Origin of the sequence: Paenibacillus sp. PAMC 26794 (assembly GCF_000316035.1) — a bacterium.
GTDB lineage: Bacteria > Bacillota > Bacilli > Paenibacillales > Paenibacillaceae > Paenibacillus.
The window spans coordinates 67,139-90,052 of the sequence record NZ_ANHX01000079.1; the positions used below are offsets into that span (position 1 = coordinate 67,139).

Here is a 22,914-nt window from a genome sequence, read left to right on the forward strand (position 1 = left end):
TTGAATTTTTTTTGAATAATGAGCCATTTCAGGACTTCACGCCGTCAAAAATCTGTGATAGGATAAAGGCACAAGTTAATAAAATGATGTCTGGAGATCGGGAGGGACCACGTGCCGCTCAGCAATTGCTGAGCGAATGACGTGGTCCTTTTTTTTGTTTTTTTACGGAAAAAATTAAAGAAATCAATGGGAGGTTCAAGAATGACAGAAACGTTCTCGTCAGCACACCGGACCGAATATTTGCAAAGCATGACGAATGCACATTTTGACGTATTAATTATTGGCGGCGGGATTACAGGCGCAGGGATTGCACTGGATGCGGCTTCGCGTGGATTGAAGACAGCGCTTGTAGAAATGCAGGATTTTGCAGCAGGTACATCCAGTCGTTCGACCAAACTTGTCCATGGCGGATTGCGTTATTTGAAGCAATATGAAGTGAAGATGGTTGCTGAGGTAGGACGGGAGCGGGCTGTAGTTTATGAGAATGGGCCACATGTGACAACACCGGAACCGATGTTGTTACCGATCTATACGGCTGGCACGTTCGGCCGCTTCAGCACATCCATTGGACTGATGGTGTATGACCGGCTCGCTGGGGTGAAGCGCGGTGAACGACGCCAAATGTTGAATGCTGGAGCGGTGTCAGACAGTGAACCTTTATTACGCAAACAGGGGTTGTTGGGTGGTGGACTCTATGTGGAGTACCGGACTGATGATGCCAGGCTCACCATAGAAGTTATGAAAGAAGCTGTCAAACGTGGGGCACAGGCAGTGAACTACGTCAAGGCGAAAGGTTTCCTGAAGGAGAATGGCAAGATTACAGGTATTGAAGCCATGGATCAGATCGATGGGCAGACCTATACGCTGAAAGCAAGCAAGGTGATCAACGCTTCCGGTCCATGGGTGGACGGTCTACGGGAATTGGATGGTTCGCGCCAGGGGAAAACGCTACAGATGACCAAAGGCATTCATTTGGTCTTTGATGGTGAACGATTCCCATTAAGACAGGCCGTCTATTTTGATACACCAGATGGTCGAATGGTGTTTGCTGTCCCACGTGATGGTAAAACCTATGTAGGAACAACCGACACCGTATATCAGGATGATCCTGCACACCCGCAAATTTCCGACTCGGACCGCGATTATGTGATTGATGCAGTTAATGGCATGTTTCCAGATGTACACATTGGTACCGAGGATGTGGAATCCGGATGGGCGGGTGTACGTCCACTAATTCATGAGGAAGGCAAGAATCCTTCCGAAATTTCACGTAAAGATGAAGTCTGGATATCCGAATCCAATCTGATTACGATTGCCGGGGGCAAGTTAACCGGATACCGTAAAATGGCCGAGATGGTTGTTGATCTGGTCGCACGCCAGATGGAGCAGGAGAGTGGACATTCCATAGGCCCTTGCGTAACGAAGAAGATGCCGATTTCCGGCGGTGATGTAGGGGGATCGGCTGGATTTGTATCGTATGCAGAGCGCAAGATCAAGGACGGTGTTGCTCTCGGGCTTGCCCGGCCTGCTGCGGAGCGGCTGGTCCGCACGTATGGTTCCAATGTGAAGGCACTGTATGAGCGAATGCCTGACCCACGCACCAAGGCTGAGCTTCATGGCATGCCACAGGAGCTACTGTTGATGTTAAGTTACGCGATTGATGAAGAGATGGCTGTAACCCCGTCTGACTTTTTGGTACGAAGAACAGGTGATTTATTCTTCCGTATTGATGAAGTCCGTCGCTATAAAGCAGCGGTTATCTCGTATATGGCTGGTCGTTTGGAATGGTCTGAAGAGCAAGAGGTTAAGCATACACAGGAACTGGATCAGCTGTTGCTGGAAGCATCCGGCAAAATCTGAGGCAGGATTTCAAGGTCAAGAGTCGAATGGAACATGTAAGCGTGTAACATAGAGAGGGGATTACATCCATGACATTACAGATCGGAATCATTGGAACAGGCTGGTTCAGTAAGGTGCACGCGGATATTCTCGCACGGATGGAAGGTGTTCGTGTTGCGAGTGTCTGTGGAACATCGCTCGAAAAGGCAGAGGCTATGGCCTCCGTTTATGATGCAGTTGGTTACGGGGAACTTGAACATATGCTGGATGGTGAGAAGCTGGATGCGGTGTATATCTGTGTGCCTCCGATGTCTCACGGATCGATTGAGTCCGAATTAATCCGCCGCGGTATTCCATTCCTGGTGGAGAAACCTTTGAGCACCGGAATGGATGTTCCGCGTCAGGTATTGGATCAGGTGCAAAAGAGCGGATTGTTAACCTCTGTCGGATACCATTTCCGTTATCAGGAGGCTGCGCAGGTCCTGCAGCAAGCGATGAAAGAACAGACGGTCGGCATGGCTCTTGGCCGGTGGATGGGCGGAATGCCAGGGGTCGCCTGGTGGCGGCGTCAGGATGGTTCAGGAGGACAATTCGTAGAGCAGACTACACATATTGTAGACTTGCTTCGGTATTGTGCAGGAGAAGTTACGGAGGTATATGCTGTAGCAGCTCAGCGAAGCATGCATGAGAAGCATGAGCATGTCACCGTTGCCGATGTGGCGAATGTGACGCTCAAGCTGGAAAGTGGAGCGATTGCAAGTATCGCCAATACATGTCTGTTGCCAGACGGAGAGGGCGGCGCAGGGCTCCAGTTCTACACGGATGCAGGCGTGTGGGATTGGACGCCAGAACGTTTGCTTCTGCCAAGTGCGGCAAAACATGCGATGGCAGGTCTGGAGATTCCGGCAGGACATAATCCATACGAGCGTGAGAATGAAGCGTTCATTCATGCCCTGCGTACGGGAGACCGTTCACGAATTCTGTCCGATTATGCCGATGCCTGCCGTACACAGGAGATTACGTCGGCGGCGCTGGCATCGGCAGATTCCGGTCTGCCTGTACAGCTTCAGCCTTCAAGACATCTCTCTCATTAAAAAGTTGAAGGTAATATAAATACGCCTGAATCAGGGAATGATCCGCAGATCAGCCTGATTCAGGCGTATTTATGTTGAGTAGAGATTATTAAGCAGCAATTCAACTACTCGGATTTCTGCTGTTTCAACCAGTCGGATGACCAACTGTAGATCTGATCAATGACAGGTTCAATGGCTCTGCCTTTAGGTGTCAATTCATACTCTACACGGGGAGGTATCTCTGGAAACATGTGTCGGGTTACGATACCTTCCGTCTCCATTTCCTTCAATCGCTCCGATAAAAGTCGTCCACTGATCGCCATCTCTGCTTCAAGCTCCGTAAACCGCTTGGGTCCGGACAACAGTTGGTACATGATTAACAGTACCCACTTCTTGCCTATGATGTCTATGGCTTGAGTGATCATACAGGGACTTGGTGCTTTTACTTTTTTCAGTTTCAACGTGTTCACCTCGATTCATGATTATTTTCTTCGCAAGTTGTATATGAAAGGACATGGTTTCTGCCGCTTTAAGAATATAGGACATCCAAGTAAATGAGGGTTACTACAAAATATACTGTAACATACCTTTTGTATGTATTATACATCATACAGCGAAAAATTACTTGAAGAAATTATATTATTATTATATACTAACTTCACAAAAGTAAGTTAGTGATAAATAATACGTATAATATGAACGCGTACTATTCTGAAAATTGAACTGGGCTGAATGGTTGAAAACAGAGTGACCTTTGGGAACTTTTACATAGATTCTTTTTTTACAATGTGCAGCAAAAGTAATCATTACATAGTGGGAATAACTAATTTGTTACAGGAGGATCTACATATGAACAAAATTTTGGGTTATATTTTTCTGGTTATTCTTGCAGGTGTGTTCGTCATGACGGGGTTTAATAAGATTAGTGGAGCAGACCTGATGATTCAGACATTCGAGAGTTTCTCTTATCCGACATGGACGATGTATCTGCTGGGCGCTGCGGAGTTGCTTAGTGCAGTAGGACTGCTGATTCCACGGACTCGCATCCTGGCTTCTGGCATACTGACATTCATTCTGATTGGGGCCGTGGGAAGTCATCTGATCTATGTACAATACGCTGCTGTTCCGTTCCCGGCTGTGTTGTTGGTAGCTAACATCATTGTCCTGGTTGTGGGTATGCGCAGATTGGAAGCGGAAGAAGAAGGCCAGATGGACGCGATTCAGGCGTAAGTTAAAGATAAGAGGGAACGTTATTGGGCTATTTACCGAGGAAAAGGTATTCCTGTCAAAAGGAATGTAAACGCGGATGCCTATGCAGAAGATGACCACTGCCAGTGAGCGGTGGTCATCTTTTTTTATGTAAGACTTCGCGTGGCACGTGTAACGATTCGCCGCGTATGTTGGGTATCCGACTGCTGAGTCCAAGTGGCACAGACCTGCCGCACCCACTCTGGATTGGTCTTGCTGGCGTCGTTCAGCCAGTTACTTACCGAATCCTGCACATACTTATGGGCATCGGATTTCACCGCGTCAAGCAAGGGAAGGGCCATGGCCGGATTTTCTTTTAACTCCTGAATATGCTTGGCCCAGACGCCACGAGGTCTGATTGATTCTATGGCAAAGCGACGGATCAGTGGATCAGGGTCAACGCTCCAGGGGATTAACTGTTGCAAGGCTGAGGATAATTCGGCAGAGATGGACTCCCGTACAGCCATCCAGGCAATTTCTCTTACACCAAAGTGATGATCTGCTGCAAAGGGGCGAATCTGCTCCAACTTTTCAGTCAGGTTCAGATGGGAATCCAGTCCAATGACATACGCCGCCCAGCAGCGAACACTGTCTGAACGATGTTCTGCAATGGAACGAAAGAGATTCGTTCGTTCATTCATTGTTAGACGTTTCAACAGATTAAGCCATTGCATGGCTATGGCCGGGATGATTTTCATGATCCGCTGCTCATCCCTCTGTTTTAACTGCTCTATAATTGCTCGGGTTTCGGCATCCATTCCCCATTCATGGGTAACCTTCTGAAAAAGAGAAACATGATCTACAGCCAGCCATTCGGTCAGATTGACCGATTCGATATGTCCTGCTTGTAGCCAATTGCGGATATGCTCAGGGATTTCCGTTGCTTTACGGGCACCTTTGCGAAGGAGAATGTCTTCAGGGATAAATAGATCTGGCTTAGCATTCAACAGTATATTCCTCCTTGGTTGTATAGCGTCATGCGTTATACAATACAACTGGCTGGAGAACAGGGATGTAAGGCATCTTACAAGTGGGCAGTTATTTTCCGAAGGGTGGCGATTTCGTCACGATGAAGGGAGACTGATTTGAATCCGGTACGAATACGGCCAGCTTTTGCTAACTCTTGCATTACAATCGTAACCGATTCCCGTGTGGCTCCTGCCATCCAGGCAATCTCCTGATGGGTAAGCCCGAGTTGAATCCGGCAGTACTCATCTTCTTCGATCCATCCCAACTGTTCAGCCAGCCGGAAGAGATTATGTATCACCTTTTCATGCAGGTTCCCGAGTGCCAGCGTCTGTGTCAACTCGCTCATTCGTTTGATCCGCTCACTTAGTACGTTCATCAGTCTCATCATAAATTCCGGATGTTCAATCAGAAACTGTTCAAAACGTTGTTTGTTCATCAGGCAAATATCACACTCCTCCATCGTTTCAATATAAACGGCACGTGTTCCGAGAGAGATTCCGTTCATTTCTCCAAACACGTTACCTTCCGTCAAAATATCGAGAGTGAACTGCTTGCCCTCCGGGTTCAATGTATATAAACGAACCTTCCCCCGTTTTACAAAATAGAAACCTTCTGTAAACGTATCGGGTGTCTGGATCTGTCTGTTTTTGGGTATGGTCGTAATAGAAGTCATCCCATCCATTTCAATCAGGTCTGCCTCTGACAAGGAGGACATGAGGTCGAATTGTGATAAATACAGAATTTTATCCATAGAACTCCTTTCCATTACGATATGAATATAAAAAAGAAGAACCCACGAAAAACAACGGGTTCTCTTGCAGCGGGACTTCCTGATCGGAAGGTCTTCTGACTATAAATGATCGAATGCCATTTTGATTATAGTAACTTTTTTAATTGAGAGACGCGTCCTTGGCTGATGCCAAGCTTTTCCGCAATTTGCTGTTGAGCCAAACCGGGATTCTGTTCAACAATTTCTTTCATCTGTTGCAGCATGCGTGCCGTCTTCGGTCGCAAGTCCGGGTATTCTTGGTTGTCAGCTGTGGTCCCTTCTTCCCTGGCGGGAGATGAGAATGAGGCGGATTTGGAAGCAGGACGCTCCACGGGTGCAGGAGCCTGTTTGTTCTGAGGTACGAACCAGTTGGGAGAGTCATCCGGGTGTTTTAATTGAATTGCACAAGTCCGGCAGATGAATTGTTCTTTGAAATACATTTGTGTATCCATGTCACCGCAAAAAATACATAATGTTGATTTGTACTTTCTTAAAATCAACTCTTTCCCTTCAATGAAAAACTCGAGCGGATCGCCGATATGGATTTCCATCGTATCCCGCATTTCTTTGGGAAGGACAATTCGTCCAAGACGGTCCAGAGATCTCTTCATTCCGGTTCTTTTCATCGCATCTCCCCCGCATTATTCACAATTAAAACCTGTCCTTATTGTAAGGAAGAAAGGGCTTTAATACAACAATAATATTTCAAAAAAGTGGGATAATGCCAACTATTATGGGAAAATAAGTTTCGAGAGCACGGGTGCAACGGCTAAAGTGAACAATGCAGCTAGTACCATGGAGATACTGGAGATGGTACCCGTCAGGGAACTCAGTTCAAACGCCTTGGATGTCCCTGTGCCATGGGCACCGGTTCCAAACAGTGTGCCTCGTGCAATCTCCCCATCAATGCGCAGCATTTTGACGATAGAAGGTCCCATAATCACCCCGAGCAGGCCAGTCATAATAACAAAAACAGCTGTCACTGCGGGAATGCCACCGATCGTAGCCGATACGTTCATGGCAATGGGTGTAGTAATGGAGCGCGGGATCAAGCTGTGGACTAGCCCTGAATCCAGGCGCAACCATTTGGCCAGCAGGGCAGAAGAAAGTACCGCAACGACCGAACCGGTCATGACACTGAAGACAATCTCGGAAATATGTTTTTTGAGTACATGGAAAAAGGTATAGAGCGGTACGGCAAAAGCCACGGTGGCCGGTTGAAGCAGCAGACTCAGCCATTTGCCGCCACTGCTATACGTGACATAATCCGTTCCCGTTGCGAGCAATATGCCAACGACGAGGAGCGGCGTAATGAGCAGTGGAGACAGATATACTTTCGGCAGATTGCGATATATTCGTTTGGTAACCCAATAGATACCGACGGTTAACAGCAGGCAGAGGAATCCAATCATCCGGTGTGACGCTCCTTTCGTTTGGCAATTCGTGTAGCAACCAGGCCTGTGCAGGACATGACCAGGAAAGTGCTAAGCAGTACGATGAATAAAATCTGCAATCCGTCATGCTCGAGCATGGGCATATAGTTCATGATGCCAACGGCTGACGGGATAAAAAATAACAATAGTTCACCAAGCAACCAGGCAGCTCCAACTTCAATCCAGCGCAGCTTCACGACACGGGTCTGAAGCAGAATGAATAACACAACCATACCGAGGATTGAACCTGGTACAGGAAGATGGAGAGTACGGGCCAACAGGTCCATAAGCAGTGAAAAAACCATCAAGAGCGCAACTTGTGCAATACCGAGGCCCCATTTTTTCACTTCAATCCCTCCTTGTATAATCAACGTATTCGTTTGAGTTGTTATGAAAATGAAAATGATTCACTTGATATCATAAATTTTACATGGCATTCTTTCATGAGTAAAATGCATATTAAGAATGTTTACTATTCCATTTGTCTATGAGAGGTGGGGATCAACCGATGGATATCCGCCATTTGCAATATTTTCTGGAAGTTGCCCGGCAGCAGAGCTTCACAAAAGCCGCTGAAGTTCTGTATATCACCCAGCCTACGATCAGCAAGACGGTCAAGAGTCTTGAAGAGGAATTGGGTATCACGTTGTTGGACCGTTATGGCAAGAAAGTTAAACTAACCGATGCGGGCCATGTGTTTTTTCGTCAGGCACTTGAGATTGAAAAATCATTCCGCAGTCTGTCGTCCGAATTGGACGATCTGATGAATCTGAAGAAAGGGCATCTGCGGATCGGCTTGCCGCCAATGGTAGGGTCCAGCTTTTTCCCCATGATCATTGGTGAATTTCATAAAGCCTACCCGCAGGTGACCATTCAGCTATTTGAGGATGGTGCCAAAAAAGTGGAGGCCGATGTGATCAGCGGTGCACTGGATATTGGCGTTGCCGTACTACCAACCGTGGATGAGCTGTTGGATCATTTTGTGTTTGTGAAAGAGAAGCTGAACCTGCTCGTACACCCTTCACATCCGCTTGCAGGGAAAGAGTCGGTTGCATTACATGAACTGGAAAATGACGCCTTTGTACTGTTTCGGGAGGATTTTGCGTTGCATGACCGGATTATTGTGGCTTGCCAGCATGCCGGGTTCCAACCCCGGGTGGTATATGAGAGCTCTCAGTGGGATCTGCTCAGCGCAATGGTTGCCGCCAATCTGGGGGTGGCCTTACTGCCGGAGACAATCTGTCGTGAGGTGGACCATATGCGTGTGCGCATCATACCCGTGGTGGAACCGGTGATTCCATGGCAGCTCGGTATGATTTGGCGGAAGGACCGCTATCTTTCATTTGCCACGAGAGAGTGGATCGGATTCACGCAGTCGATGCTGGGTGAGTGAGGGGGCGATCGGTAGGTTGTTCTGTCATTGTAGTGCCCAGTGTAAATACTCTTTTGTTGACCCCGGATCGTTGTTACAATGGAAGCATAATAATGGTGGAGGTGTACGAAGATGAAACTGCGGGTATCCGCTGTACAATACCAACTGCACACAATCAGCTCGTTTGAGCAGTTCGCCGCTCAGGCTGAGCATTACATACGGACAGCTAATGAATACGGAACCGAATTTGTGCTGTTCCCGGAATTTTTCACAACGCAATTAATGTCCATTGGGGACGAACAAGGCAATGCACTGACAATTGAGGATCTGCCAAACTTTACGGAGCAATATGAAAAACTGTTCACGTCACTTGCTGCCAAGTACGGCATGCACGTCATCGGGGGAACTCACGTCATTCGCCGTGAGGGGAAGCTGTACAACACAGCCCACATGTTCTACCCGGATGGTCGTATCGCACGTCAGGACAAGATTCACATTACGCCAACCGAAGTACAGGAATGGAATATGGCTCCCGGAGATGGACTTGAGGTGTTCGACACCGATAAAGGCCGTATAGCCATGCTGACCTGTTACGATATTGAGTTCCCGGAAATTGTTCGGATGGCCAAAGCCAAAGGCGCTGATGTGATTTTCTGTCCTTCCTGTACGGACGATCGTCATGGATTCTATCGTGTGCGTTATACGAGTCATGCCCGCGCGGTGGAGAATCAGGTGTATGTTGTGTTAACCGGAACAGTGGGTAACCTGCCGACCGTTGACTTCATGCGTGCCAACTATGGACAGGCTGCAATTATTACGCCGAATGATATTCCGTTCCCGCCACGTGGCATTCTGGCCGAGGGTGAGATTAACAACGATATGATTGTGACCGCCGATCTGGATCTGGACTTGCTGTATGAGGTGCGCGAACGTGGATCGGTAACGACTTGGCGTGACCGCCGTACTGATCTGTATACCGATTGGGAGTAGCGAGTTGCTCTTAAAACCGAAGCGAAACAGAGTAGGGAATTCATTTTGTCAGTGGAAAGGGGTGAACCGGCAACATGTATATCAAAGAAATGCTGATCACTGACCCGGAGCAAAGTGGCAAAAGGGTAAAGGCAGTTGTCCGCAATTATGTTACTGCCGACTTTGAGGAACTCATTCGCATTCAGGCGGAGAGTTTCCCTCCTCCTTATCCGGAAGAGCTGCTCTGGAGTCGCGAGCAGCTCACCAGTCATGTGCAGCATTACCCGGAGGGTGCCATCTGTATTGAAGTGGATGGAGAGTTGGCTGGCTCGATGACTTCGCTACGGATGCAGTGGGACCCTGCACATCCAGCAAGTCATACCTGGGCCGAAGTAACGGATGACGGTTATATTCGTAACCACCGCCCGGAGGGCAACACGCTGTATATTGTCGATCTCTGTGTTCGACCAAAGTACCGCAAGTGGGGATTGGCTCAGCTTATGATGCAGGCGATGTACCACCTTGTGATTGCACAGGGTATGGATCGGTTACTAGGAGCCGGCAGAATGCCAGGTTATCATCTGGTTGCAGACCAACTGTCTGCGCAGGAATATCTGAATCAGGTAGCAGCGGGAGAGAGACGTGATCCAGTAATATCGTTCCTGCTTCGTTGTGGACGCATGCTGGTTGGTGTGACGGCGGACTATCTGGACGATGAGGAATCCTGCAACTATGCTGCTCTGATGGAGTGGCGGAATCCGTTCAAATAAAAAAATGTTAAAGGAAATACATCATCGATCAAGGGGGGATTTATCCATGGAATTCACGCGTATTACATCTATTAAAGATCCATTGTTTGCCCAAATGCACAAGTTGATGCAGGAGATTTTCCCGCGGGAAGAAGTGCTGGACTTCCCTCTGTGGGCAGAGCCTTTGGAAGATCCGGGTATTCGGGTGTTCGTGGCAGTGCATGAAGGACAGGTTGTTGGAGCAACGGAGTACCGTTATTACGAGGACTGGAACGTAGCCATGACGGACTTTACGATTATTGGGCGCGAAGGCTTGGGGATCGGCAGTTTCCTGGCGAATCACCGCAAGCGTGATCTCCAAAAGCTGGCTGCGGCGAACGGGAAAGAATTGTTCGGCATGTTTGCCGAAATCTATAACCCTTATCTGAGTCAGGATCATGAGTTTGGCGGCATCAAGCCGATGGACCCGTATGTGCGTCGCGAAGTGCTGTCCCATCTGGGATATCAGCGTCTGGACTTCCCATATGTTCATCCATCCTGGCAAGGTGACGGTGAAGCAGTTGGCGGATTGGATCTGTGCTTTATGCCAGGCGATGAGTCCCTTGGTGAACTGCCAGCAAGCCTGGTGGCTGATTTCCTGAATCGATATTATGCGGTGTTACCGAACAAACCGCAGGAATGGCTTGCCATGGTAGAGCAATTGACTGCTCGCAAGTCGGTTGCGCTACTGCCGTTGTAATCATATGAAAGACCCGTGCCTGGACTAACAGGGTTCGGGTCTTTTTTATTTATTTTTTAGAACGAACGAGATACTCTTTTCTTTCGTATGGGATATGTTACCATAAATATGGAAGGTATGTGTTTGTATTCATTTTTATTAAGGAGGGGATTAGATGAGAAAAAGCAGAATCTTGTTGATATGGATGCTCGCTTTATTTTTAACAGCCTGCAGTTCGAGTGACGATGCTTCACTACCAGATGTACAGGAGAGGGAACGCAAGGATGCCATAGATACCGAACAAATTCGGAAGGAAAATGAACTGCTGAAGGAGCAGATACGAAACAACCAGAAGGAAAAAGATGCAAAAAACGCAAAGGAGCAGGAAGAGGTAGAAAGTTTAAGAGAAACGCTGAACATAACGTTTAAACTGATAGCGGCGATGCAATCCAATAACTATACATATCTTGAATCTTTGTCTTCTCCGAACATAGAAATTTCGAAGCAGAACAATATCATTATTTCGAAACTGGAACAGGGGGATTACGAAGTCCCTTTCCTGCAAAACGTTAGCCTGAATAATTTGGAGTACCGTGGATTTAATCCTCTGGATTCAGATCGTGTCATTTTACATATGGCTATAGTATGGTCTGATGGAAACGGTGCATTGGATATCTATTTCATTCGTTCCGAGGAAGGCAACTGGCTCTTTGATGGTCTGCTCACGAATGGATAGGCCCCTAGTCTGGTTCTGAAAATAAATAGCGACCGTTCTCTCTATGGTAAAGAGGAAGGTCGCCGCATGGATGAGTTCGAGTGAAAAGATTCAATTATTGTGTAGCCTTTCGATCCCGTAGCTGGCTCAAATAACTGTTGGACAAATGTGCAAGATCCAATGCCCGATCATATTGTTCTTTGGTTATAAACCGTGAAGAGTGCACCACACTGTCATTGGGCGTGGCGAATGCTGAAGGTAACTTGTCCGCCAAAATCTGCGGCGTCTCGTCCGAAGGAACATCCATCTGCTGTTGCTCGGCATCCTGTCTGCCGGCATCAGCTAGGGAATAATGCGTCCCATCCCCGTAGCCTTTCGCCGGTATGAAGAGAGAAGCATCGTTTAGCACCGACCCGGAAGGAAGGTAATAACGCTCGGGGAGAAGATTTCCGCCTTCACGCAACAAATCCTGTCCGAAGTGTAATTGATCTTTCAGTGATACTCCGGTGAGTCCGGCAATCGTTGGCAGAATGTCCACCTGGCCTCCGATCTGTTCCAGTTGTACACCCGGGGTAACGCCAGGGGCCGAGATAATGAGTGGAATATTAATCATATCTGCTGATGTGTATTCCCGACCATACAACTCTTTCATAAGGACCTTGTCTTCCCGATCCAGTGAATAGATGGGAAGTCCCAGGTGATCCCCGTACAAGACGAGCAGGCTATTTTCCCATAATCCCCGTTCCTTCAATCCCGCAATCAACTGTCCAACCGCCTGATCTGCATAATGCTGCGATATCAGATAGTCACCGGGCAACGTATCCTTGTAACGCTCAGGCAGCGTCAGCTTCACCTTGTTTTCAGGCAAAGTGTACGGGTGGTGGGCTGACATGGAGATGATATGGGCATAGAAGGGATCACCCGAAGGCTGTATAGATTCCAGCTTATCCAGTGTTTTGGAATACAGTACTTCATCCGAGGCCGAGAAAGCGATAGAATCCTGTGTGCCGAAATAATCAATATCATAATACTGGTCGAATCCAAGTGCCTTGTATAACTGATCCCGATTCCAGAATCGAACATCATTCGTATGGAATGTGGCTGTCTGATATCCGTTTGCTGACATCAACTTGGGTAGACTCGGCAGAGCTTTATCCGCATATACAGTCGTTGCTGCCCCGTTCGGCGGGGTGTAGAACGATGTATTCACAACAAATTCAGCATCCGATGTATTTCCCTGTCCCACTTGCTGATAAAAGTTCGGAAAATACAGGCTCTGTCTAGCCAATTGATTTAGATTAGGCGTAATCTCCTGTCCATCTACCTCTAATCCAATCAGAAAGTTCTGAAACGATTCCAACTGGAGCATAATCACGATGCGTCCGCTCGCTGCACCCTGCTCGACAATCGCAGGAAGTTCAGTCGTTTGCTTCAGTTGGTCGATGTCAGCCTGATCAATGTGAGCAATGGGCACAAATTCATCAGGTGGATCCAGGATGGTATACGCCTCGTAACCGAGGATGCCCATCTGTTCTGCTTGTGTAATTTCACTCATGCTGGCCCGATTCGGATAGATGTTAAGCATGCACAGGATCATGGACAGGGTCAGAATGACCGAGGCAACCCGTCTTCTGGCACGTCGTTCAAGCGGAATACGATGCGGGCGTTCTGTACTGCCGAGCTTGATCCGACGAAGAATGAGTATCCCCCCAATGATCAGAACGTCTGCAAAAATAAACAAATAATAGGGGTCAAGCAAAGAGAACATGCTGCTCTTGACCGAGGTCACCTGATTCACCTGTGCCAGTGCGTGATAGTTAACGATCACACCATAATATTTGTAGTACATAATGGCTGCAAAGAAAATTCCCGAGAGCAGCAGATTCACGGCAAGGTACATCCACATCCGCCGCTTGGCAGCAAACCACTCAATTAGACAGAAGCCGATCCAGATGAGCGGCAATTCGGTCAGCAGTGGTTTCCAGAGAGGGATGTCATCGAAGATAACGATCCAGGCCAGTGAGCTTTTGATCATCATGATAATGGTAAAGAATATATACGGTCCGCTTAGAAATCGGGTGAGTGAACTGCGTGAAAAGGTACCGCCTTCCCTTCCGAAGTTTCATTTAACAAGTATTATCCTATCACAGCATGCTGTGTCAAAAATAATAGCCTTCAACAATTGATGGCAAAAAACCTCTTCCACGCAGGAAGAGGTTTGAAAAAACATGGGCTACTGTGATGAAAGCCAGATGTGGCCCAATCCGTTATTCTATCGTGTACGTTGTGACGTAAGAAGATCTGGGGAACATGGTGGGCTTCTGTGCGGTCAGCCCTTCGCTTGTACTGCGGTTTCGGTGAGCGTGACTATATGCCTGGGATTCCTGCCAGCCTTTGAAATGTTCCTCCGACTGCCAGAGTGTAAGTACGACATACGTGTCATCCTTGAGAGGACGAAGCACACGAATTCCGACAAAGCCAGGCTCGTCTTCTACCTTGCGAGCACGGTTCTTAAACCGTTCTTCAAAATCGTTACGACCATCCTCTGTGACAGGGATATTGTTGAGAACAGCGTAACCACCGCCAGTCCAGGAGCCTGCGGCATCGAAAGCTTCATATGCGGCAACGTTATCATCAGACTCGATATTCATCAGGCGTTCTGCGGATTCAATAGCCAGACGCACGTGCTCTTCGCTTCGCAAAGTCAGATGCGGGTATGCAGCAAGCGCATCCGGAATCGGTGAAGGAACCAAATAGATATACATAGAAGCTGCCTCCTTATATAAATACAATCCATGTAAGTTAAACTATACGTTTACACGAGAACGCAGAGGACAGAAATAACCTGAAGAAGCAAAACGTGCGCCTGAAAGCTTTCTGAAAGAAAGCTACATCGGAAGCATACGCTATCACCGGATTTTCCCCATCAAGGGGGATCAAAAAAATCTGGGGGTAACAGCGATCGGAAGGTTGTTCTGTCATCGGAGTGGCAAGTGTAACATTAACTAGTTCAACTTATATACCTCAAGATAGCATATGGGATTGTGCGAGTCCAATCGGCGGATCAACTGGTTTGGGCACGTCTTTTCATGATAAAGTAGAGTCACTACAAACAGAACGGGTGATCGTATGACAACAACAATTCGGATATCGGTTAGACCTTTGGTGGAGTATGTGTACCGTAGTGGCAGCATACGTCCAGGGTTCCGGACCAATGCATCGATGCAGGAGGGAACTCGAATTCATCAGCGGGTACAGAAGGAGTACACCGAAGAGGATTTAAAAGAGATTGTGCTCGAAGCTGAGATCCAACATGGGGATCTGACCTATGTGGTGGAGGGGCGATGTGACGGACTAATTCGTCTGGACGGTCAGTTGACGGTGGATGAGATCAAATCCACTGCGGGCAATCTGGACGAGCTAGGTGAGGGGCTTCCCGTGCATTGGGCGCAGGCCATGATGTATGCCTATATGTACGCCGTTCAGCAGGATGAACCACGTATGCAGGTACAGCTTACGTATGTACACTCGGTGAATCATGAAGAAAGACGGTTTCGCCGAATGGCAGAACGAGAGGAACTGGAGCAGTTTGCGGCAGAAGTGATTGCCGGCTATGCGCCGTATGCAGAGATGATTGCTGCGTATGAAGAAAAGCGAGATATCAGTGTGAAAGAGCTGCCGTTTCCTTTTCGCAAATATCGGGAAGGACAACGGAAGCTGGCAGGAGCCGTATACAAGACGATCCGTGAGGGTCAGGGATTGATGGCCAAAGCACCAACAGGCATTGGTAAAACGATGTCCGTGCTATTCCCCACGGTCAAAGCGATTGGCGAAGGCGAAGCAAGCCGATTGTTCTATCTGACCGCGAGGACGACGACACGGGTGGCGGCAGAAGAAGCTTTTGCCCGGATGCAATCGGAAGGATTGAAGATGCATGTGATCAGTCTGACCGCGAAGGACAAGATTTGTTTTAAGGAAGAGGAAGCTTGTGATACGGGGCAGTGTGGCATGTGTGAAGGATATTATGACCGTATTAACGGGGCCGTGCTGGACATGCTGGAACATGAGACGTTGATGACACGTCCGGTCATCGAGCAGTATGCGCGCAAACATCGGGTGTGTCCGTTTGAGTTTTCACTGGATGCGGCGTATGCAGCCGATGCGGTGATCTGCGATTATAACTATATTTTCGATCCGAGGATCTCTCTGAAAAGAATGTTGGAGGAGCAGAAACGCAAGACGGTGTTACTGGTAGATGAGGCTCATAATCTGGTCGATCGTGGCCGAATGATGTTTTCCGCCGAGCTGGAGAAGGCCGTATTTCTGGATGTGAAAAGAGAGTTCCAGTCGCTGGATAGTAGTGTGCCTGCTGCCAAAGCCATTGTTGATTACACCGGGGCCATTGATAAGTATCTGATTACCCTTCGGAAAAACGGTGGAGAAGAAGGGAAGATTATCCAGCAGGAGGCGCCGGAGGAACTGATTGAACGACTGGAGCCTTTTGTCATGGTCGCGGAGCAATGTCTTGTTGAAGGTGGTTCGGGAAATGCCGAGACGGATCAGCTGCTGTTGGATGCCTACTTCACGGCACAGAATTTCCTGCGCATTGCCAAGCTGTATGATGAACGTTTTATTACGTATGCAGAGTGTGTTCGAAGTGAAGTGAGAGTGAAGTTATTCTGTCTCGATCCTTCGGTACTGCTTCGTCAGACGGCCAAAGGATTCCGCTCCCTCATTCATTTCTCGGCCACATTGTCACCCCTTCGCTATTATCGGGATATGCTGGGTGCAGAGGAAGAGGATTATACGTTGCAGATTCCATCACCATTTCAGCGCGAACAATTGGATGTGAGACTCCTGCCCTTATCTGTGCGATATAAGGATCGGGAGCAATCCCGGCGACCCATTGCGGAGATGCTGCAACAGCTGGTAAGTGAATGGCCGCGCAGCAATCTGATGGTCTTCTTTCCTTCCTATCCTTATATGCGCGAGATATATGAAACCTATGCACAACTTCCGAATGAAGCGGATACGGTCATACAAAAGCAAGGCATGAACGAACTGGAACGGGAGCAGTTTTTGGATGGATTTCAGCCGAATCCTGAACGAACACGCTTGGTATTTGCCGTCATGGGTGGCGTATTCTCTGAGGGTGTCGATCTGCCGGGAGACCGCTTGAATGGTGTTGTTGTGGTAGGTGCGGGGCTGCCGCAGATTGGTCTGGAGAACAACGTATTACGTGATTATTATGATCGGACAGGACGTAACGGATTCAATTACGCTTATATTTTCCCGGGTATGAATAAGGTGCTGCAGGCGGGTGGACGGCTGATTCGAACGGAAGAAGACAAGGGTGTGTTGGTGCTGGTCGACGATCGTTTTATCCAAGAACCGTATCGTTCTCTCCTGCCAGAGGAGTGGCGGGACTATAAACGAATTTGAATATGATGCATCTCCACAGCAATTTCAATGGAATCAGGCAAATGCTGAACCAAGAAGTTTAACATTTTTCTCAGATTTCTTTCCTTTATATGATTGAAGGGTAGGGTGAAAGGGTTATAACTTGGTTAGCAACGAACGAACAACGGCGAATTACCCTATCCGTTCCGCGGTCCGCTTCGAAAGCAATCAAGGAGGTCGGTTATAATGAAGAGAAATCATACCATGATGCAGTTTTTTGAATGGCACCTGGCTGCAGACGGAGATCATTGGAAGCGACTGGCTGAAATGGCCCCGGAACTGAAAGCTAAAGGCATTGATACGGTATGGGTGCCTCCTGTGACCAAAGCCGTATCAGCTGAGGATACAGGTTATGGTGTATATGATCTGTATGATTTGGGTGAATTTGACCAAAAGGGTACCGTACGGACCAAATATGGCACCAAGCAGGAACTGGTGGAGGCCATTGCCGAGTGTCAGAAGAACGGAATCGCCGTCTATGTGGATCTGGTTATGAATCACAAGGCCGGAGCAGATGAGACGGAAGTGTTCAAAGTGATCGAGGTTGATCCGAATGATCGAACGAAGGAAATTTCTGAGCCGTTCGAAATTGAGGGCTGGACCAAATTCACATTCCCGGGTCGCGGAGATCAATACTCCTCCTTTAAGTGGAACTCCGAACATTTCAATGGCACGGACTTTGATGCCAAGGGAGAACGGAGCGGTGTATTCCGCATCGCAGGTGAGAACAAGAACTGGAATCAGAATGTCGATGATGAGTTTGGAAACTACGATTATCTGATGTTTGCCAATATAGATTACAACCACCCGGATGTTCGGCGCGAGATGATCGATTGGGGGAAATGGCTGATTGATACCCTCCAATGCGGTGGGTTCCGGCTGGATGCCATCAAGCATATCAACCACGAATTCATCAAGGAGTTCGCAGCAGAGATGATCCGCAAACGCGGTCAGGATTTCTACATCGTAGGTGAGTTCTGGAACTCGAACCTGGATGCATGTCGTGAATTCCTTGATACGGTAGACTATCAGATCGACCTGTTCGATGTGTCTCTTCACTACAAGTTGCATGAGGCTTCGCTTAAAGGCAGAGACTTTGATCTCTCCAAAATTTTTGATGATACCTTGGTGCAGACCCATCCTACACATGCGGTAACTTTTGTAGATAACCATGACTCCCAACCTCATGAAGCGTTGGAATCGTGGATTGGTGATTGGTTTAAGCCGAGCGCCTATGCGTTGACGCTATTACGTCGCGATGGGTATCCGGTTGTATTTTACGGAGATTATTACGGCATTGGTGGACCTGAACCTGTGGATGGCAAAAAAGAGATTTTGGACATTCTGCTGTCGGCCCGTTGCAACAAGGCGTATGGAGAGCAGGAAGATTACTTCGATCACGCGAATACAATTGGCTGGGTACGTCGTGGTGTAGAGGAAATCGAAGGCTCCGGTTGTGCGGTAGTTATCTCCAATGGGGATGACGGTGAGAAAAGAATGTTCATCGGAGAGCATCGTGCTGGTGAAATCTGGGTGGATCTGACGAAGAGCTGTGATGATCAGATTACCATTGAGGAAGACGGCTGGGCCACCTTCCATGTGTGCGGTGGAGGTATCTCTGTATGGGCCCTTCCCGAACAAAATGAGGACTGTGCTGACGCTGAGTAACGGCATGTGCCAGGCAGGATAAGAAAAGATAGACTGATTGATATGAAAACAGTATATAGATCGTTGAAAGATCGTTGAACCACCTGAACAGGAGAGCTGAGACTCCTATGTTTAGGTGGTTCTTTGCATTTTCCTATGTACAACTGAAATTCCATCCTAACGAACTCAGCACGCACTATTTGCACTGGATTAGCGTTATTGGAATCCTAGCGAATCTCAGTAACCTTATTACTCTCAAAAACGATTGAAATAGCGCCAATTGGAGCAACATCACCAGATTAACGCGTTTGAGATTCGTCAGCTTAACATGGGTTAAGGCTCACCATAGGCAAACGAATCACTGCTGCAAGTAAAAACATCAAATGAGAAAGAAACAGTTCGTTTTCATATCTTAATACATGGTACAATAATCCAAATATGGAGCGTTCGAAAACTAAATGAGACAATGTAATAAGCGATATTTTTTACAGAGGATTGGAGAAAAGGAGGGATGGCATGAGGCCCAAAAGAGAGATGAATCGTTTCTTCCCGTTGGTCATGTATCTATTTGTAATAGCCGTGTGTCTGGGGGCTTGCAGTTTGGGACCAAACCAGGGGCCAGCGGGCGAACCGAAACGGACCGATGAGTATACGTTGAATTCGGAGCGAAGAGATTTAAATGAGCGGGTTACGAAGAGACCTGAGTCCTTTCAGAAGAACTCGCCAGATGATTATACTTTGACTGCAAAGGTGGATGTGAGTCATGAATCCGGAGTTGACCGAATTTCTTATGAGATTTTGGTGAATGAGGCTCGGGTGCCCATGGATAATGTCATTCAGTCCTTCACCCTCGATCCCAACATGATAAATCGAATAGATGCCGGAGAGTTATTTCATTCCAATGTGAGCAATACACACGAGATTAGTTTAGGGCCTGACGAGGAACCGCTTGGATTGAGTCTGAGCAGAAGTTACGTCTTGAAGCCAAGGGCGGAGATCGACAGCAATAACCTCCAGCGTTATGCAGATATGTATATCAAAATTTCCTATGGCCCAAATGATCAGCGAACGGAAGATTATTTTTATATCCAAGCCGATCCGTCTCTGAGAACGATTGAGTATATGAAGTCATGGGAGAAAGAAAAATAGAAAAGCAGCGCCCACCAGTTCCGTATGAGGAATCCGAGTAGACGCTGCCGGTTCATCTATTTGAGATGTAAGGTTATTACTTTTCAAAATACTGATTCATCGTATCCCACATTCGATTGAACTCACTTCGTTCCATTGAAAATGCTCCAGGCTTCTGGGGTTTATGATTTTACCTACTCCAACTCAAATGATTCCAACGTGCCAACCATCCGCAGATCATGCTCGCGGTTGAATTGTTCCCGTTTGTCCGCATCTGCGTACTCGTCATGATAATGCATCAGTACGGTTTTCTGTCTCACTTCCGCGGGTAACTGCTCCAGATCCTTCAATGAGGTATGGGATTTGATCACCAGATCGTGCATATGACATTCATGGAAAATCAGCTGCACATCAGCGGTAACTTGCTCCACCCGTTCCTGGTCGAGTGTACTGTCTGCACTGTAATAGAAGTAAGGCTTAGCGAGAAGCCCATTGCTGACCATACCGGGAACATGTTGCGTCCGAAACGTCTCAAATGTCACGCCGCCCAGTTCAAATGTGCCTCCATCTGGCAGGGGGACGACATCGTAGTAATCGCTCATGGTACGTTCACCATCCGTTGTGTAGCGCATGCCGGGGGATAGAATGTTCCAGAGCGGATCTACCAATTGTTCGTGGATGAACAGACGGGGTTTGCGGTCGCCTACGATCTGTGCGTAATAACCCAGCATCTGTACACCGTTAATATGATCCTCATGCAGGTGGGTAATGAACACATTGTGGATATCGGTCATGGGGAATCCATATTCCTTGAGTGCTTTGGCATTTGATTCCGGAAAATCAATGACCAGATGAGTGTCTTCGAATTCAGCCAACATACTATTGTGGTGCTGCTCCACGCTGAACATATCTCCTGTGCCGAGAAAAGTAATTTTCATTCAAATTCATCTCCTTGTGTGATCTTCAGATCAGCATCCTTGCGTTAAATCCAGTATACCTTGTTCCCGAATATATGCCTAAATCAACCTTTTTTGATAACGTTATCATTTTATATTGAACTTTGATGATAAACAGTGTAGCGTAAAGATGGGAAGTGAACCCATATGAACGTAAACTCACCTAAAGGGAGCGTGCGAGGCGAATGAAATCTTTTCTGGATGAACAATTTTTGCTGCACAATGAAACGGCGATCAAGTTATATGAGGATTATGCCAAAGACATGCCGATTATTGATTATCATTGCCACCTCAGTCCTCAGGAGATCTACGAGAACAAAACCTTTGGCAATCTTACAGAGGCTTGGTTATACGGTGATCACTATAAGTGGCGGCTCATGCGCGCAAACGGAATTGAAGAGCAATATGTGACCGGAGGCGAAGGGGTGACCGATTACGATCGTTTCCTGGCTTACGCCAAAACGGTCCCCATGATGATCGGTAATCCGCTGTACGCCTGGTCTCATCTGGAATTACAGCGATATTTCGGTGTCTACGAAGTATTGAATGAGACAAGCGCACCGTCCATCTGGGAAAAAGTAAATGCCAAACTGAACAGTGACGGATTCGGTGCACGTGATCTGATTACCAAATCCAATGTCACTGTTGTGTGCACAACCGATGATCCAACCGATTCTCTGGAGTATCATCTGAAGATTCAGGAGATCGAAGGCTTTGATACAGCCGTATTGCCATCCTTCCGTCCGGATAAAGGGCTCGAATTGAACCGCGATACCTTTGCAGAATGGGTGGGCAAGCTGTCACAGGCATCTGGCACTGCCATTTCAGATTATGAATCATTCCTTACTGCGCTGGAGTCCCGGGTGGAATTCTTCCATTCTGTCGGCGGCAGAGTCTCTGACCATGCACTTGATTATGTCCCTTACGGTGTGGCTACGCGAGAGGAAGCAGCTGCCATCTTTGCAAAGGCACTTGCGGGTCAGAAGGTAACTCGTGAGGAAGAGGACATGTACAAGACGGTGACGCTAACATTCCTTGGCAAACTGTATGCAGAGCGGGGCTGGGTGATGCAGTTCCACATTAATGCAGCCCGTAACAACAATACGCGGATGTTTGCCAAGCTTGGGCCGGATACTGGTTACGATGCCGTGAATGATACGCCGCTTTCCGCAGCGATGATTGGATTGCTCGACGCGTTGGAGCAGCAACAAGCACTGCCCAAAACGATTCTGTATTCTCTGAATCCAAGGGACAACGAAGTGCTCGCGGCGATCATCGGCAGCTTCCAGGGCGGGGGCATTCCGGGCAAAATCCAGCTTGGCGCAGCATGGTGGTTCAATGATACGAAGGACGGCATGCTCGCTCAGATGAAGGCACTGGCGAATGTGGGTCTGCTCAGCCGATTTGTCGGCATGCTAACCGATTCACGCAGCTTCCTGTCCTATACCCGGCATGAGTATTTCCGTCGTCTGGTCTGCAACCTCATCGGTGAATGGGCTGAACAGGGCGAGGCACCGCAGGATCTGGAGTTGCTCGGTCAGATCGTACAGGGCATTGCCTACAACAATGCAAAAGAATATTTCCCGTTTGCCTCAGTGCCTAAAACGGTCTCGGCGTCACAGTCTTGATGCTTAACGAGCGCACCTAATCATGCAAGTTATGCAATAAGAAGATTCTCTAGTTCCTCCTTTTCCATCGTAGTAAAAATGCTCCCATTCATTACCCCGGATCATCATCCACCGGAGTAATGAATGGGAGCTTCTTTGTAAGTTGAATTCATGGAATTGCACATAATAAGTATATCTGGCTCCAATGACGGCAAAATGACAAAATCCATAATCAAGCGCAAGTGGGCTCTGGGCTATGGGT

At 47.8% G+C, this 22,914-nt stretch carries 21 protein-coding genes; 12 read left to right on the top strand and 9 right to left on the bottom strand.

Going from position 1 to position 22,914, the window contains the following annotated elements; all coding sequences use genetic code 11:
- The first annotated feature begins 249 nt into the window (after positions 1 to 249).
- Positions 250 to 1,860, top strand: coding sequence for an FAD-dependent oxidoreductase (locus tag D829_RS0125510; protein WP_241230822.1), 1,611 nt, complete (start codon positions 250 to 252; stop codon positions 1,858 to 1,860).
- Between the two features lie 68 nt (positions 1,861 to 1,928).
- The gene (locus D829_RS0125515; RefSeq protein ID WP_017691751.1) at positions 1,929 to 2,933 is read left to right on the top strand and encodes a Gfo/Idh/MocA family oxidoreductase; all 1,005 of its coding nucleotides are present in this window, start codon (positions 1,929 to 1,931) and stop codon (positions 2,931 to 2,933) included.
- A 104-nt stretch (positions 2,934 to 3,037) separates the two neighbouring features.
- Here D829_RS0125515 and D829_RS0125520 read toward each other — a convergent pair whose 3' ends face one another.
- Positions 3,038 to 3,337 carry a helix-turn-helix domain-containing protein gene (locus tag D829_RS0125520; protein ID WP_026081419.1) on the bottom strand — a complete coding sequence of 100 codons (300 nt, stop codon included), beginning with the start codon at positions 3,335 to 3,337 and terminating at the stop codon, positions 3,038 to 3,040.
- Between the two features lie 424 nt (positions 3,338 to 3,761).
- Between D829_RS0125520 and D829_RS31920 the strand changes: the two genes are divergently transcribed.
- On the top strand, positions 3,762 to 4,142 hold the full coding sequence (locus tag D829_RS31920) for a DoxX family protein (protein WP_017691753.1): 381 nt from the start codon (positions 3,762 to 3,764) through the stop codon (positions 4,140 to 4,142).
- Between the two features lie 125 nt (positions 4,143 to 4,267).
- Here the strand turns inward: D829_RS31920 and D829_RS0125530 are convergent, their stop codons facing one another.
- From D829_RS0125530 to D829_RS0125550, 5 genes are all read right to left on the bottom strand, one after another.
- A complete protein-coding gene (locus tag D829_RS0125530; protein WP_051154093.1) occupies positions 4,268 to 5,071 on the bottom strand; it encodes a DNA alkylation repair protein in 804 nt (267 codons plus the stop codon).
- 113 nt (positions 5,072 to 5,184) lie between these two features.
- A complete protein-coding gene (locus D829_RS0125535; RefSeq protein ID WP_017691755.1) occupies positions 5,185 to 5,880 on the bottom strand; it encodes a Crp/Fnr family transcriptional regulator in 696 nt (231 codons plus the stop codon).
- A gap of 125 nt (positions 5,881 to 6,005) precedes the next feature.
- Positions 6,006 to 6,524, bottom strand: coding sequence for an AbrB/MazE/SpoVT family DNA-binding domain-containing protein (locus tag D829_RS0125540; protein WP_017691756.1), 519 nt, complete (start codon positions 6,522 to 6,524; stop codon positions 6,006 to 6,008).
- Positions 6,525 to 6,629: 105 nt separating this feature from the next.
- Positions 6,630 to 7,310, bottom strand: coding sequence for a CidB/LrgB family autolysis modulator (locus D829_RS0125545; RefSeq protein WP_017691757.1), 681 nt, complete (start codon positions 7,308 to 7,310; stop codon positions 6,630 to 6,632).
- Positions 7,307 to 7,678: a CidA/LrgA family holin-like protein gene (locus D829_RS0125550; RefSeq protein ID WP_017691758.1), complete on the bottom strand. Its 372-nt coding sequence runs from the start codon at positions 7,676 to 7,678 to the stop codon at positions 7,307 to 7,309. The genes D829_RS0125545 and D829_RS0125550 overlap by 4 nt, the downstream gene beginning before the upstream one ends.
- A 161-nt stretch (positions 7,679 to 7,839) precedes the next feature.
- Here D829_RS0125550 and D829_RS0125555 point away from each other — a divergent pair, with 161 nt between their 5' ends.
- From D829_RS0125555 to D829_RS0125575, 5 genes are all read left to right on the top strand, one after another.
- Positions 7,840 to 8,724, top strand: a complete 885-nt coding sequence (locus D829_RS0125555; RefSeq protein ID WP_017691759.1) for a LysR family transcriptional regulator — start codon at positions 7,840 to 7,842, stop codon at positions 8,722 to 8,724.
- 111 nt (positions 8,725 to 8,835) lie between these two features.
- Positions 8,836 to 9,693, top strand: coding sequence for a carbon-nitrogen hydrolase family protein (locus D829_RS0125560; protein WP_017691760.1), 858 nt, complete (start codon positions 8,836 to 8,838; stop codon positions 9,691 to 9,693).
- A 74-nt stretch (positions 9,694 to 9,767) separates the two neighbouring features.
- Positions 9,768 to 10,442 carry a GNAT family N-acetyltransferase gene (locus D829_RS0125565; protein WP_017691761.1) on the top strand — a complete coding sequence of 225 codons (675 nt, stop codon included), beginning with the start codon at positions 9,768 to 9,770 and terminating at the stop codon, positions 10,440 to 10,442.
- Positions 10,443 to 10,488: 46 nt separating this feature from the next.
- Positions 10,489 to 11,160 carry a hypothetical protein gene (locus D829_RS0125570; protein WP_017691762.1) on the top strand — a complete coding sequence of 224 codons (672 nt, stop codon included), beginning with the start codon at positions 10,489 to 10,491 and terminating at the stop codon, positions 11,158 to 11,160.
- Between the two features lie 154 nt (positions 11,161 to 11,314).
- On the top strand, positions 11,315 to 11,875 hold the full coding sequence (locus D829_RS0125575) for a hypothetical protein (protein WP_017691763.1): 561 nt from the start codon (positions 11,315 to 11,317) through the stop codon (positions 11,873 to 11,875).
- A gap of 94 nt (positions 11,876 to 11,969) precedes the next feature.
- Here the strand turns inward: D829_RS0125575 and D829_RS31925 are convergent, their stop codons facing one another.
- Together D829_RS31925 and D829_RS34330 are read right to left on the bottom strand one after the other, a co-directional pair.
- Positions 11,970 to 13,892 (bottom strand): LTA synthase family protein, encoded by a 1,923-nt coding sequence (locus tag D829_RS31925; RefSeq protein WP_017691764.1) that lies wholly within the window; start codon positions 13,890 to 13,892, stop codon positions 11,970 to 11,972.
- Between the two features lie 229 nt (positions 13,893 to 14,121).
- Positions 14,122 to 14,619, bottom strand: coding sequence for an antibiotic biosynthesis monooxygenase (locus tag D829_RS34330; protein ID WP_017691765.1), 498 nt, complete (start codon positions 14,617 to 14,619; stop codon positions 14,122 to 14,124).
- 364 nt (positions 14,620 to 14,983) lie between these two features.
- On the opposite strand from D829_RS34330, the gene D829_RS0125590 reads away from it, so the two are divergent.
- From D829_RS0125590 to D829_RS0125605, 3 genes are all read left to right on the top strand, one after another.
- A complete protein-coding gene (locus tag D829_RS0125590; RefSeq protein WP_017691766.1) occupies positions 14,984 to 17,296 on the top strand; it encodes an ATP-dependent DNA helicase in 2,313 nt (770 codons plus the stop codon).
- A 204-nt stretch (positions 17,297 to 17,500) separates the two neighbouring features.
- A complete protein-coding gene (locus D829_RS0125595) occupies positions 17,501 to 18,982 on the top strand; it encodes an alpha-amylase (protein ID WP_017691767.1) in 1,482 nt (493 codons plus the stop codon).
- A 495-nt stretch (positions 18,983 to 19,477) separates the two neighbouring features.
- Entirely contained in the window at positions 19,478 to 20,110 is a 633-nt protein-coding gene (locus tag D829_RS0125605) for a hypothetical protein (protein ID WP_017691769.1), read from the top strand.
- 173 nt (positions 20,111 to 20,283) lie between these two features.
- Here D829_RS0125605 and D829_RS0125610 read toward each other — a convergent pair whose 3' ends face one another.
- Complete coding sequence (locus D829_RS0125610) at positions 20,284 to 21,027, bottom strand: MBL fold metallo-hydrolase (protein ID WP_017691770.1); 744 nt, start codon at positions 21,025 to 21,027, stop codon at positions 20,284 to 20,286.
- 203 nt (positions 21,028 to 21,230) lie between these two features.
- On the opposite strand from D829_RS0125610, the gene uxaC reads away from it, so the two are divergent.
- Positions 21,231 to 22,673, top strand: a complete 1,443-nt coding sequence (uxaC, locus tag D829_RS0125615) for a glucuronate isomerase (protein ID WP_017691771.1) — start codon at positions 21,231 to 21,233, stop codon at positions 22,671 to 22,673.
- Positions 22,674 to 22,914: the final 241 nt, after the last annotated feature.

Bases quoted from the DNA above. Each gene is read 5' to 3' on its own strand.
- D829_RS0125510 (WP_241230822.1), top strand. From the start codon at position 250: ATGACGAATGCACATTTTGACGTATTAATTATTGGCGGCGGGATTACA.
- D829_RS0125515 (WP_017691751.1), top strand. From the start codon at position 1,929: ATGACATTACAGATCGGAATCATTGGAACAGGCTGGTTCAGTAAGGTG.
- D829_RS0125520 (WP_026081419.1), bottom strand. From the start codon at position 3,337: ATGATCACTCAAGCCATAGACATCATAGGCAAGAAGTGGGTACTGTTA.
- D829_RS31920 (WP_017691753.1), top strand. From the start codon at position 3,762: ATGAACAAAATTTTGGGTTATATTTTTCTGGTTATTCTTGCAGGTGTG.
- D829_RS0125535 (WP_017691755.1), bottom strand. From the start codon at position 5,880: ATGGATAAAATTCTGTATTTATCACAATTCGACCTCATGTCCTCCTTG.
- D829_RS0125540 (WP_017691756.1), bottom strand. From the start codon at position 6,524: ATGAAAAGAACCGGAATGAAGAGATCTCTGGACCGTCTTGGACGAATT.
- D829_RS0125545 (WP_017691757.1), bottom strand. From the start codon at position 7,310: ATGATTGGATTCCTCTGCCTGCTGTTAACCGTCGGTATCTATTGGGTT.
- D829_RS0125555 (WP_017691759.1), top strand. From the start codon at position 7,840: ATGGATATCCGCCATTTGCAATATTTTCTGGAAGTTGCCCGGCAGCAG.
- D829_RS0125560 (WP_017691760.1), top strand. From the start codon at position 8,836: ATGAAACTGCGGGTATCCGCTGTACAATACCAACTGCACACAATCAGC.
- D829_RS0125565 (WP_017691761.1), top strand. From the start codon at position 9,768: ATGTATATCAAAGAAATGCTGATCACTGACCCGGAGCAAAGTGGCAAA.
- D829_RS0125570 (WP_017691762.1), top strand. From the start codon at position 10,489: ATGGAATTCACGCGTATTACATCTATTAAAGATCCATTGTTTGCCCAA.
- D829_RS0125575 (WP_017691763.1), top strand. From the start codon at position 11,315: ATGAGAAAAAGCAGAATCTTGTTGATATGGATGCTCGCTTTATTTTTA.
- D829_RS31925 (WP_017691764.1), bottom strand. From the start codon at position 13,892: ATGATGATCAAAAGCTCACTGGCCTGGATCGTTATCTTCGATGACATC.
- D829_RS34330 (WP_017691765.1), bottom strand. From the start codon at position 14,619: ATGTATATCTATTTGGTTCCTTCACCGATTCCGGATGCGCTTGCTGCA.
- D829_RS0125590 (WP_017691766.1), top strand. From the start codon at position 14,984: ATGACAACAACAATTCGGATATCGGTTAGACCTTTGGTGGAGTATGTG.
- D829_RS0125595 (WP_017691767.1), top strand. From the start codon at position 17,501: ATGAAGAGAAATCATACCATGATGCAGTTTTTTGAATGGCACCTGGCT.
- D829_RS0125605 (WP_017691769.1), top strand. From the start codon at position 19,478: ATGAGGCCCAAAAGAGAGATGAATCGTTTCTTCCCGTTGGTCATGTAT.
- D829_RS0125610 (WP_017691770.1), bottom strand. From the start codon at position 21,027: ATGAAAATTACTTTTCTCGGCACAGGAGATATGTTCAGCGTGGAGCAG.
- uxaC (WP_017691771.1), top strand. From the start codon at position 21,231: ATGAAATCTTTTCTGGATGAACAATTTTTGCTGCACAATGAAACGGCG.